We start from the raw sequence: 11,376 nt of genomic DNA, 5'->3' as shown, positions 1-11,376 counted from the left end.
CGATCCCCGCCGCGTCGCCACTCCCGCCGCCGCAACCACCATTCACGCCACCGCTTCACCAAAAAACCGGTTATGCAAATGTCCCGCTTCCGCTGGGGTGACGGGTAGGTGGAGAGGAGCGACGGGATAGTGGAGAGGCGGCGGAGGGGCGGCGGAACGACGCCCCTCAAGCCTCCCTTACCGGTAAATCGCCTCCGCATCCTGCTTGAACGCGGCGCCGCTGTCGTTGCGGCTGTAGAACATGTGGCCACCCGGATAGACGCGCAGCTGGACGCGTTCGGTCTGGCCGAACGCCGGCATCTGATCGACGATCAGGCGCGAGGCGAAGAACGGGCAGGACAAGTCGTCCCAGCCGTGGACGATCATCACCCGCATCTTGGGATCGTTGGCGATCGCCTTGCGCAGGTCGGTGACGGGGGTGTCGTCCGGCTTGCCGCGGTCCCACGCCTGGTTCACCGCATAGGACAGCGCGTGGTAGCGCGCGTCCGTCTTCCAGCCGACCTCGCGGGTGACGAAGTCGACCATCGCGCTGGTGGTCGGCGCGATCAGCGCGTCGAGGATCGGGTCGTTCGACTGCTGCTGCGCCGACCAGGGAAAGGGATCGAAGGCGGTGACGTTGGAATCGTACACGCTGCCGATGGTGCCGTCGGCGCGGTGGATCTCGCGCAGATAGGTGCGGCTGTCGACGCGGCCACCCAGCTTCTGCACCAACGCCGGATCGAGCCCGGTGAGTTCCGCCACCCGCTGCGACAGGCGCGTGGTCGCCTGCGGGTCCGACCGTCCGCGCAACAGATCGCGGGTATAGTCGCCGCGGACATAGGCCTCGACCTCGGCCATCGCCTCGGGGGTGAGCCGCCCCTGCCGCTCCAGATGCGCAGCCGCCATCGACGGCAGGTCGATCATCCACGGCAGCGGCGACAGCGCGGTGGCGCCATCGCCCGACGCGGGATCGAGATAGGGGGAGACCAGGATCAGGCCGTTCACGCCCACGCCGATCTGCGACTGGAGCTCATAGGCGATGCGCGGCGCACGATACCCGCCATAGCTTTCGCCCATGACGTATTTGGGCGAGCGCAGCCGGCCTTCCTTGACCAGCCAGTCGAACACGACCTTCGACAGATAGCGGATGTCGGGATCGTTGGCGTAGAACGCCTTCTTGGTCTCCGCCTCGTCGACCAAGCTGCGGCTGAAGCCGGTGCCGACGGGATCGATGAACACCAGGTCGGTGAAATCGAGCCAGCTGTTGGGATTGTCGCGCGCGATCGGCGCGTCGGAAGGCGCATCGCCCTGCGCGCCGAACTGGACGCGCTTGGGCCCGATCGCCCCCAGGTTCAGGTACACCGACGCGGCGCCGGGCCCGCCGTTGAACGCGAAGGTGACCGGGCGGCTCGGGTCGCGGCCAGGCACGGTATAGGCGGTGTAGACGACCTGGCCGATCTCCTTGCCCTTGTCGTCGCGCACCGGGATCTTGCCCACGGTCGCCTTGTACGCGATCGTCCGCCCGCCGATCCGTGCCGACTGGCCGATCGTCTTGTCGGCCGGAAGCGCCGGCGGCTTCGTCTCGTCCTCGGCCTCTTTCTTCTCGACGGTGGTGGTGGTCTCGGCCGTCTGGGCATGGGCGAGGCCGCTCGTGCAGGCGAGCAGCAGGGTGGCAGCGGATAGGCGCAGAATCGATCGCAAGTGCAGGGCTCCCCTTCGCAAGGCCGCGAATGTCGCAGCGCGGCGGCGGCGAGGCAATGGCGGGGTGGTGGGAAACTGCAGGAGCGGTTCCGAGCGCGGCGCCGGTCCCACGCCTGCCGCGTCGCGTGCGGCTGTGATCTACCTCACCGAACCGGGTGGCTCTTCATCCTGCGATGCCGCACCACCACCGCCCCCCGCTGCCATGATAGGTTTCGCATCGCAGGTGGAACGACTCCCCACACCGCGTGCACGCAAAGTCCGCTTCGATGAAGTCCGGCCACGGACTTCCTTCCTGAAGATCGGCGAAAGGCATCGCCGTGACGACAGAGCCGTCTGTGGGAGAAACTTCACGAATAGCGTTGTCGGCCAGTTTCCGTTTGGCGATTTCGACCACGCGCCAAAAGTCTTTGGGTAGTTTGATCATCACGCTTCGACAAAGATCAGTGCATCGTGCGCAGGTCATGACGAAACGCTAAGGGTCTCTCCGGGGATCGCAAGTCGGCGCGATCTGCCATTCGCCTTCTCCGCGTCATCCCGGCGGGGGCCGGGATGACGGGAGGGCCGGTATCGTGCCCCCTTACCCCGCCGCCGTCTCCAACGCCTCGCTCGCCTCCATCCAGCGCAGTTCCGCGGCGTCGATCCGCTCGGTGAGCTCCGCGCGGCGCTTCATCAGTTCGGTCATGGTGAGCTTCGCGAGCGCCGGCGCGGCGTCGGCGGGGGCGAACATCGCCTGGTCGACGGCGGTGCGCTCGGCGGTGAGCTTGGCCACCTCGCGCTCGGCCGTCTGCGCTTCCTTGCGCATCGCCTGGGCGCGCTCGCGCGCTTCGGCGGCGGCGCGGCGGTCTTCCTTCTTGTTGGCCTTCTTCTCGGCCTTGTCCGCCTTGCCGCCGCCCAGCACCAGCGCGATGTAGTCGTCGAGGCTGCCGTCGAACTCGCGCGCGGTGCCGGCGTCGACCAGCACCAGCCGGTCGGCGGTGGTCTCCAGCATGTGGCGGTCGTGGCTGACCACCACCACCGCGCCGGAATAGGCGTTGAGCGCCTGGATCAGCGCCTCACGCGCGTCGACGTCGAGGTGGTTGGTCGGCTCGTCGAGGATCAGCATGTGCGGCGCGTCGCGGGTGATGAGCGCCAGCGCCAGCCGCGCGCGCTCGCCGCCCGAGAGCTTGCCGACCAGCGTCGTCGCCTTGTCGCCCGAAAAGCCGAAGCGGCCGAGCTGCGCGCGCACGGCGGCGGGGCTCTTGCCCTTCATCAGCCGGGTCATGTGCTCGAGCGGCGTGTCGCGCGCGTCGAGCTCCTCGACCTGATACTGGGTGAAATAGCCGACGCGCATCTTGGACGAGGCGGCGATCCCGCCCTCCATCGGCGCGAGCTGCGCGGCGAGCAGGCGGGCGAGCGTCGTCTTGCCGTTGCCGTTGCGCCCCAACAGGCCGATGCGATCGTCGGGATCGAGCCTGAGGTTGAGCCGCTTGAGGATCGGCGTCTCGCCATAGCCGACGCTCGCCATGTCGAGCGTCACCAGCGGCGGGCGCAGCTCGTCGGGATCGGGGAAGTCGAAGCTCAGCGACGGATCCTCCGCCATCGCGGCGATCGGCGCCATCTTCGCCAGCGCCTTGATGCGCGACTGCGCCTGCTTGGCGGTGGAGGCGCGGGCGGAGTTGCGGGCGATATAGTCCTGCAGCTTGGCGCGCTGCGTCGCCTGGTTGGCGCGCGCCGCCTCCAGCTGCGCCATGCGTTCGGCGCGCTGACGCTCGAACGCGTCGTAGCCGCCGGGATAGAGCGTCGCCTTGCCGCCTTGAAGGTGGAGGATGTGGTCGACGACGTTGTTGAGAAAATCGCGCTCGTGGCTGACGATCAGGATCGTCGCGCGATAGCTCTTGAGGAAATCCTCCAGCCACAGCACCGCTTCGAGATCGAGGTGGTTCGACGGCTCGTCGAGCAGCAGCACGTCGGGCTGGCTGAACAGCAGCGCGGCGAGCGCGACGCGCATCCGCCAGCCGCCCGAGAAACCGTCGAGCGGCGCATTCTGCATCGCCTCGTCGAAGCCCAGGCCGACGAGGATTCGCGCGGCACGCGCGGGCGCGGCATGCGCGTCGATCGCGAGCAGCCGCTCGTGCACCTCGGCCAGCCGGTGCGGGTCCTCGGTGGTCTCGCTTTCGGCCATCAGCGCGGCGCGCTCGGTATCGGCGGCGAGCACCGTCTCGAACGGCGTCGCGCTGCCGGCGGGCGCTTCCTGCGCGACATAGCCGAGGCGCGAGCCGCGCGGCATCTCGGCGGCGCCGCCGTCGGGCTCCAGCTCGCCCGCGATCACGCGCACCAGCGTCGACTTGCCCGCACCGTTGCGACCGATCAGGCCGACGCGGCTTCCCGGCGGCAGCGCCGCGTTCACGCCGTCGAGGATGAGCCGGCCGCCCAGGCGCACCGTGATTCCATTGAGGTTCAGCATCGCCGCCGCCTAGCAGCCCCGGGCCGGGGTTGCGAGGGCTGGCGGGAACCGGCGGGCGCGCCTAGGCACTGAAGCCTTTCGCACCAACAGGGACTCCGCATGGCGAGCGAGGGCGCAGGCGCGCACATCAAGGACAACATCGTTCTCTATGGCGCGCTCGCCGCGAACCTGGGGATCGGCGTCGCCAAGTTCGTCGCGGCCGGGATCACCGGATCCTCGTCGATGCTGACGGAGGGTGTCCACTCGGTGGTGGACAGCGGCAACCAGGTGCTGCTGCTCTACGGCCAGAGGCGCGCGCGGCGGCCGGCGGATGCGAACCACCCGTTCGGCTATGGCCGCGAGCTGTATTTCTGGGCGTTCGTCGTCGCGCTGCTGATCTTCGCGGTCGGTGCCGGCGTCTCGATCTACGAGGGCTATCTGCACATCCAGGAGCCGGAGCCGCTCAGCGACCCGCTGATCAACTATGTCGTGCTGGGGATCGCGGTGGCGCTGGAGGGCACGTCCTGGACGATCGCGGTGCGCGAGTTCAACGCCAAGCGCGGCGACAGCGGCTGGTGGCAGGCGATCCGCGAATCCAAGGACCCGGCCGGCTTCATCGTGCTGTTCGAGGATTCGGCGGCGCTGATCGGGCTGGTGGTGGCCGGCGTCGGCGTATGGGCGAGCCACCAGTTCGCCGACCCGCGGATCGACGGCGTCGCCTCGATCATCATCGGCCTGATCCTGGCGGCGGTGTCGGTGCTGCTGGCGCGCGAGGCCAAGGGGCTGCTGATCGGCGAACGTGCCGACCCGGCGCTGATCGAGCGGGTGCACGACGTCGTCGCGGCCAAGCCGGGCATCGACGGCGTCAACCACGTCCGCACCATCCACACCGCCCCCGACGCGGTGTTCGTGGCGATCAGCGCCGACTTCGACGACGCGCTGACGATGGGCGACGGCGAGACGCTGATCGAGGAGATCGAGGCCGAGCTGAAGGCGGCGGTGCCCGCGCTCACCTCGATCTACATCCGCCCCGAAAAGCGCGAGGACGCCGCCCTCGTCTTCCCCGCCCCCGCCGCGGACTGAGCCGGTGGAGACGTTCGACGCGATCGTGCTCGGCGCGGGCGGGGCCGGGCTGATGGCCGCGGCGGTCGCCGGGCAGCGCGGGCGGCGGGTGGTCGTCGTGGATCACGCGCCCGAGCCCGGCCGCAAGATCGTGATTTCGGGCGGAGGGCGGTGCAACTTCACCAACACCGGCACCGCGCCCGACCGCTATCTGTCCGCCAACCGCCATTTCGCCAAGTCGGCGCTCGGCCGCTACACCCCCGCCGACTTCCTGGAGATGGTCGAGCGGCACGGCATCGCCTGGCACGAGAAGACGCTGGGGCAGCTGTTCTGCGACGGATCGGCGCGGCAGATCGTGGCGATGCTGCTCGACGAATGCGCCGCGGGCGCGGTGGCGATCCGGCTGGGTGCGCCGGTGCGCGACGTCGCCCATGCCGACGGGCGCTTCACCGTCGTCCATGGCGACGCGACGCTCACCGCCCCGGCGCTGGTGATCGCGACCGGCGGCCCGTCGATCCCCAAGCTGGGCGCGACCGGCTTCGCCTATGACCTCGCGCGCCAGTTCGGATTGAAAGTGGTCGAGCCGCGCCCGGCGCTGGTGCCGCTCACCCTGCCCCCGGACGATGCGCTGTTCCGCTCGCTGTCCGGCGTCGCCACCGAAGTCGTCGCCCGCGCCGGCAAGGCGGCGTTCCGCGAGGCGGCGCTGTTCACCCATCGCGGCCTGTCCGGCCCGGCGATCCTGCAGGTCTCCTCCTATTGGCGGCACCGCGAGGATATCGGCATCGACTTTCTGCCCGACCGCGCCCGGGGCTGGTTGCTGGAGGCGAAGCGCGCGCGGCCGCGTGCGGGGCTGCGCTCGGTGCTCGGGGCGATGCTCCCCGACCGGCTGGCCGAGACGCTTGCCGAGCGGCTCGCGATCGACGGCGAACTCGGAAACCAGCGCGACGCGACGCTGCGCGCGGCCGAGCAGCGGCTTGGCGACTGGCAGTTCGTGCCCAATGGCAGCGAGGGATTCGCCAAGGCGGAGGTGACCGTCGGCGGGATCGCGACCGACGGGCTGTCGTCGCGGACGATGGCGGCGCGCCACCTGCCCGGCCTCTACGTGGTCGGCGAGGCGATGGACGTGACGGGCTGGCTGGGCGGCTACAACTTCCAATGGGCGTGGGCGAGCGGCTGGGCGGCGGGCCAGGCGCTGTGAGCGACCCGCTCAAGCGCAGCTTCCCGCCAGTGGTGGACGCCGACACGCGCGTGCTGCTGCTCGGCAGCCTGCCGGGCGAGCGCTCGCTGGCCGAGCGGCGCTATTACGCGCATCCGCAGAACCAGTTCTGGCGGCTGCTGGCGCCGGTGATCGGGGTCGACCTGCCGGCGCTCGACTATCCCGCGCGGCTGGCGGCGTTGCAGGCGGCGGGAATCGGGCTGTGGGACGTGGTGGCACAGGCACGCCGCACCGGCAGCAGCGATGCGGCGATCCGCGACCTGGCGGCCAACGACCTCGCCGCGCTGGTGGCGACGCTGCCGCGGCTGCGCGCGATCGGCTTCAACGGCGGCACGGCGCTGCGCCACGGTCGCGCGCAGCTGGGCGAGGCGGCGGCGGGCTATGCGATCGTCGCGCTACCCTCCAGCAGCCCGCTCCACACCGTCGGCGTCGCCGCCAAGCAGGCGGCGTGGAGCGTGCTCACCGCCTATCTCTGACCCGTCAGGCGCCGCCGGGCTGCGGCTTGCCGACATCGTTCACCGGATCATAGTCCTTGGGCGGGGCTCCTGCCGGCTTGTCCAGCGTGTCGCTCGGGCGGCGCGCATCGCCGTGCTTCTGGTGCTCGGTCGAGATGTTGTGCTGGGGCGTCCCCATGTTCTGCTCGGTGTCCTGCTCGGTGTCGCGGTCGGCCATGTTCCGTCTCCTCTCGCCAGGAACAACCGTCGAGCAGGGCGCCGGTTGCGCCACGGGGCGCGACCCGCCGCGAAGAGCGGGTGACAGCGCGGCATTTTGTTCCTATCCTGTTCGCGTGCCATGACCCGCAAGATCATCCACGTCGACATGGACGCCTTCTTCGCGTCGGTGGAGCAGCGCGATGCGCCGGAGCTGCGCGGGCGGCCGGTGGCGGTGGGCGGCTCGGGCGGGCGCGGCGTGGTGGCGGCGGCGAGCTATGAAGCGCGCACGTTCGGCGTGCGATCGGCGATGCCGTCGGCGCGGGCGATCCGGCAATGCCCCGAGCTGGTGTTCGTGCGACCGCGCTTCGACGTCTATCGCCAGGTGTCGCAGCAGATCCGCGCAATCTTCCACGCGTTCACTCCGCTGGTCGAACCGCTGTCGCTCGACGAGGCCTATCTCGACGTCACCGCCAACCTGGCCGGGCTGCCCTCGGCGACCGACACCGCGCTGGAGATCCGCCGGCGCATTCGCGAGGAGACCGGGCTCACCGCCTCGGCCGGCATCTCGTACAACAAGTTCCTCGCCAAGCTCGCGTCGGACGCCAACAAGCCCGACGGCCAGTTCGTGATTCCGCCGGGCGCGGGCGAAGCCTTCGTCGCGGGGCTGGAGGTGGGGCGCTTCCACGGCATCGGCCCGCGTACCGCCGAGAAGATGGCGCGGCTGGGCATCCACACCGGCGCCGACCTGCGCGCGCGGGAGTTGCCGTGGCTGCGCGGCCACTTCGGCAAGTCGGGCGACTGGTACCACCGGATCGCCCGCGGCGTCGACGAACGCGCCGTGACGCCCGACCGGGTGCGCAAATCGTCGGGGTCGGAGACGACCTATTCGACCAACCTCACCGCTCCGCAAGCGGTGGAAGACGGCATCCGCGCGATGGCCGACGACGTGTGGGAATGGTGCGAGCGGACCCGCAATTCCGGGCGCACCGTCACCGCCAAGATCCGTTTCGCCGACTTCCGCACGCTCACCCGCAGCCGCAGCCTGGCCGAGCCGGTCGCCGACCGCGCCACGCTCCACGCCGTCGCGGTCGAGCTGGTGCGCGGGCTCTACCCGCTGCCGATGGGAGTACGACTGTTGGGTGTCACGCTTTCCAACCTCGGCCCCCTGCCCGATCCCGAGACTCCCGGCGTGCAGATGGCGCTGGACCTGGCGTCGTGACGCCGCGGAGCGTCGCGATCGCCGGCTGCGGTCCCGCCGGGCTGGCCGCCGCGCTGCTGCTGGCACGCGACGGCCACCGCGTGACGCTGTTCGAGCGGTTCGACACGCCCAAGCCGATCGGATCGGGGCTGATGCTGCAGCCGACCGGGCTGGCGGTGCTGCGCGAACTCGGCCTCGCCGAGGCGATGGCAGCACATGGCGCGCGGGTCGAGCGGCTGCTGGGGTGCACCCGCGAAGACCGGGTGGTGCTCGACGTCCGCTATCGCGCGATGCGCGGCGACCGTTTCGGCCTCGGCATCCACCGCGCCAGCCTGTTCGCGCTGCTGTTCGACGCGGTGACGGCGGCGGGGATCGCGATCGAGACCGGCCGCGCGGTCGCGGCAAGCGAACCGGCGAGCGGCGGCGGGCGGCGGCTGCGCTTCGCCGACGGCAGCACCGGCGCGCGGTTCGATCTGGTCGTCGACGCGCTCGGCAGCCGCACGCCGCTGGCGCCGCCGACCGGGCGTGCGCTCGCCTATGGTGCGCTGTGGACCAGCGTCGCCTGGCCGGCGGCGGGCGTGCTGTCCGCCGACACGCTGGAGCAACGCTACCACCGCGCCAGCCGGATGGTGGGGGTACTGCCGACCGGCACCCGCCCCGGCGCCGCCACGGCCGAAGCCTCGCTGTTCTGGTCGCTGCGGCTCGACCGCCTCGACGCGTGGCGCGCGGCGGGGCTGGCGGCGTGGAAGGACGAGGTGCGCGCTCTGTGGCCGGCGACCGAGCCGCTGCTGGCGCAAATCACCGATCCGGAACAGCTGACCGTTGCGCGCTATGCGCATCGCACGCTGGCGCGGCCGGCCGAGCCCGGGCTCATCCACATCGGCGACGCGTGGCATTCGGCGAGCCCGCAGCTGGGCCAGGGCGCCAACATGGCGCTGATGGACGCCTATGCGCTGCGGCAGGGACTGCGCGGGGCCGGGACGGTCGCGGAGGGGCTGAGCCGCACCGTGGCGCTGCGACGGCGGCACGTGCGGCTGTACCAGGCGCTCACCGCGCTGCTGACGCCGGTGTACCAGTCCGACGGCGTGGCGATCCCGATGCTGCGCGACCGGCTGGTGGCGCCGCTGTCGCGGCTACCGCTGGTCGAGCGGCTCCAGGCGGCGCTGGTCGCCGGGCTGGTGGGCCGTCCGCTTGCCCCCCTCGGGCTGGATGCGGACGGCCCGGCCGGTCACCACCAGGTGGCGTAGAGCGCGATCAGGATCAGCACGACGCCCAGCGCGGCGACGTTGAAGCTGGCCGTGGTGTGATAGTCGACGTCGCCCGACTGGATGCGGTTGGCCTCCGCCCCCGCGGGCCTGGCGACCGACACCAGCATCGCGAGCACCAGGCTGGCGAAGAACACGATCAGCATCCGGTTCATGAACGGGATCGCGTTGAGCGCGGCGAGCCCCGACAGGGCCGGCACGCCGTTCCAGTCGAACCAGAACACCACCGACAGCGCGACCGAGGCGATCGCCGCGGTGATCGCGCCGGCCTCGCTCGCGCGCTTCCAGAACAGGCCGAGCAGGAAGATCACCGTGATCCCCGGCGTGAAAAAGCCCGAGAATTCCTGGATGAACTGGAACGCCTGGTCCGCGCCACCGAGCAGCGGGCGGGCGGCGACAATGGCGATCAGGATCGAGACGCTGGCGGCGATGCGGCCGACGCGCACCAGCCGGCGCTCCTCGCTGCCGTCGCCCGCGGCATCCTCGGCGCGGCTGCGGACGCCGCGGCGCTTGGCGTAGAGGTCGAGGGTGAAGATCGTCGCGATCGAGTTGATCTTCGACGCGGTGGAGGCGACGATCGCCGCAACGAGTGCTGCGAACACCAGCCCGAGCAGCCCCGAGGGGAGCAGCTGGAGCATCGTCGGATAGGCCTGATCGGGCTTGGCGAGATCGGGCGCGAGCAGCACCGCGGCGATGCCCGGCAGCACGATCACCAGCGGCATCACCAGCTTGAGGTACGCCGCGAAGACGATGCCCTTCTGCGCCTCGCCCAGGTTCTTGGCGGCGAGCGCGCGCTGGATGATATATTGGTTGAACCCCCAATAGCTGAGGTTGGCGATCCACATGCCGCCGACCAGCACGCTGATCCCCGGCAGATCCTTGTAGAAGGGGTTGTCGGGCGAGAGGATCATGTCGAACTTCTCGGGCGCGCGGCGGGTCAGCTCGGCGAAGCCGCCGAGGATGCCGCCCTCGCCGCCGATCTGCGACAGGGTCAACGCCGAGACGCACAGCCCGCCGAACACCAGCAGCGTCACCTGGACGATGTCGGTCAGCGCCACGGCCTTCAACCCGCCGCGGATCTGGTAGAGCAGCGCGAACAGCCCCAGGCCGACCAGCGCCACCGTCTGGTCGACGCCCGCGACCTGGTTGACCGCGATCGAGCCCAGCCAGATGATCGAGGTGAGGTTCACGAACACGTAGAGCGCGAGCCAGAACACCGCCATCAGCGTACGGATGCTGGGGCCGTACCGCTGCTCCAGGAACTGCGGCATGGTGTAGATCTGGTTGCGCAGGAAGATCGGCAGGAAGAACTTGCCGACGATCAGCAGCGTCAGCGCAGCCATCCATTCGTACGAGGCGATGGCGAGGCCGATCGCATAGCCCGAGCCGGCCATGCCGACGATCTGTTCGGCCGAGATGTTGGCCGCGATCAGCGACGCGCCGATCGCCCACCACGGCAGCGATTTCGAGGCGAGGAAATAGTCGGACGAGTCCTTCTCCCGCCCGCCCTTGTCGCGCGAGACATACTGCGCGAGCCCGAAGATGCCGATCGCATAAGCGATCACCACCACCAGATCGATTGTCGCAAGGCCCATCCGGCCACCCTCCCCTGAAGCGCATCGACCTGCGGCCGATGGTTGATGCTGGGGTGCGTGTGTATCCGAACCGGCGGGCTTGTCACTAGCGGCGGCGTGTCCGGTGGGCGCTTGCGCGCCAAAATCCCAGCCGTCATCCTGACGGAAGTCAGGATCCATTGCCGCACCGGCAGGAAGCGCAAGCGGAGCGCGAATGGATGCCCCGAGTTCACAAACGAAGTGCAACACCAGGTTGAGGTGTTGCGATGGGAACCAGGTACCGACAGCTCTCGTATGCGGAACGGT

Annotated in this window: 10 protein-coding genes; 5 read left to right on the top strand and 5 right to left on the bottom strand. The window is 70.2% G+C overall.

Annotation, left to right across the window (positions count from 1 at the left end):
• Window positions 1-177 precede the first annotated feature (177 nt).
• From ACBY01_RS16785 to ACBY01_RS16775, 3 genes are all read right to left on the bottom strand, one after another.
• Window positions 178-1,671: a S10 family peptidase gene (locus ACBY01_RS16785; RefSeq protein WP_416462136.1), complete on the bottom strand. Its 1,494-nt coding sequence runs from the start codon at window positions 1,669-1,671 to the stop codon at window positions 178-180.
• A 172-nt stretch (window positions 1,672-1,843) separates the two neighbouring features.
• Window positions 1,844-2,107, bottom strand: a complete 264-nt coding sequence (locus ACBY01_RS16780) for a hypothetical protein (protein ID WP_416462135.1) — start codon at window positions 2,105-2,107, stop codon at window positions 1,844-1,846.
• A gap of 150 nt (window positions 2,108-2,257) precedes the next feature.
• Entirely contained in the window at window positions 2,258-4,123 is a 1,866-nt protein-coding gene (locus tag ACBY01_RS16775; RefSeq protein ID WP_416462134.1) for an ABC-F family ATP-binding cassette domain-containing protein, read from the bottom strand.
• Between the two features lie 99 nt (window positions 4,124-4,222).
• On the opposite strand from ACBY01_RS16775, the gene ACBY01_RS16770 reads away from it, so the two are divergent.
• Genes ACBY01_RS16770 through ACBY01_RS16760 form a run of 3 tightly spaced genes read left to right on the top strand, consistent with a single transcriptional unit; the run spans window position 4,223 to window position 6,856 of the window.
• On the top strand, window positions 4,223-5,185 hold the full coding sequence (locus ACBY01_RS16770) for a cation diffusion facilitator family transporter (RefSeq protein WP_416462132.1): 963 nt from the start codon (window positions 4,223-4,225) through the stop codon (window positions 5,183-5,185).
• Between the two features lie 4 nt (window positions 5,186-5,189).
• A complete protein-coding gene (locus ACBY01_RS16765) occupies window positions 5,190-6,362 on the top strand; it encodes a BaiN/RdsA family NAD(P)/FAD-dependent oxidoreductase (RefSeq protein WP_416462131.1) in 1,173 nt (390 codons plus the stop codon).
• The gene (locus tag ACBY01_RS16760) at window positions 6,359-6,856 is read left to right on the top strand and encodes a DNA-deoxyinosine glycosylase (RefSeq protein WP_416462129.1); all 498 of its coding nucleotides are present in this window, start codon (window positions 6,359-6,361) and stop codon (window positions 6,854-6,856) included. The genes ACBY01_RS16765 and ACBY01_RS16760 overlap by 4 nt, the downstream gene beginning before the upstream one ends.
• Before the next feature lie 4 nt (window positions 6,857-6,860).
• Here the strand turns inward: ACBY01_RS16760 and ACBY01_RS16755 are convergent, their stop codons facing one another.
• Window positions 6,861-7,052, bottom strand: coding sequence for a hypothetical protein (locus ACBY01_RS16755; protein WP_416462128.1), 192 nt, complete (start codon window positions 7,050-7,052; stop codon window positions 6,861-6,863).
• Window positions 7,053-7,172: 120 nt separating this feature from the next.
• Here ACBY01_RS16755 and dinB point away from each other — a divergent pair, with 120 nt between their 5' ends.
• Window positions 7,173-8,252, top strand: a complete 1,080-nt coding sequence (gene dinB / locus ACBY01_RS16750; RefSeq protein ID WP_416462127.1) for a DNA polymerase IV — start codon at window positions 7,173-7,175, stop codon at window positions 8,250-8,252.
• Window positions 8,249-9,478 carry an FAD-dependent oxidoreductase gene (locus ACBY01_RS16745; protein ID WP_416462126.1) on the top strand — a complete coding sequence of 410 codons (1,230 nt, stop codon included), beginning with the start codon at window positions 8,249-8,251 and terminating at the stop codon, window positions 9,476-9,478. The genes dinB and ACBY01_RS16745 overlap by 4 nt, the downstream gene beginning before the upstream one ends.
• Here the strand turns inward: ACBY01_RS16745 and ACBY01_RS16740 are convergent.
• Window positions 9,460-11,091, bottom strand: coding sequence for a sodium/sugar symporter (locus ACBY01_RS16740; RefSeq protein ID WP_416462125.1), 1,632 nt, complete (start codon window positions 11,089-11,091; stop codon window positions 9,460-9,462). The genes ACBY01_RS16745 and ACBY01_RS16740 overlap by 19 nt on opposite strands.
• Between the last annotated feature and the right edge of the window lie 285 nt (window positions 11,092-11,376).

The organism is Sphingomonas mangrovi, from assembly GCF_047975845.1.
Taxonomy (GTDB): domain Bacteria; phylum Pseudomonadota; class Alphaproteobacteria; order Sphingomonadales; family Sphingomonadaceae; genus Sphingomonas.
This window is presented reverse-complemented; position numbering and strand designations above follow the sequence as displayed.

Excerpts from the sequence above, each read along its gene's own strand:
- ACBY01_RS16775 (WP_416462134.1), bottom strand. The coding sequence starts at position 4,123 with ATGCTGAACCTCAATGGAATCACGGTGCGCCTGGGCGGCCGGCTCATC.
- ACBY01_RS16770 (WP_416462132.1), top strand. The coding sequence starts at position 4,223 with ATGGCGAGCGAGGGCGCAGGCGCGCACATCAAGGACAACATCGTTCTC.
- ACBY01_RS16755 (WP_416462128.1), bottom strand. The coding sequence starts at position 7,052 with ATGGCCGACCGCGACACCGAGCAGGACACCGAGCAGAACATGGGGACG.
- dinB (WP_416462127.1), top strand. The coding sequence starts at position 7,173 with ATGACCCGCAAGATCATCCACGTCGACATGGACGCCTTCTTCGCGTCG.
- ACBY01_RS16740 (WP_416462125.1), bottom strand. The coding sequence starts at position 11,091 with ATGGGCCTTGCGACAATCGATCTGGTGGTGGTGATCGCTTATGCGATC.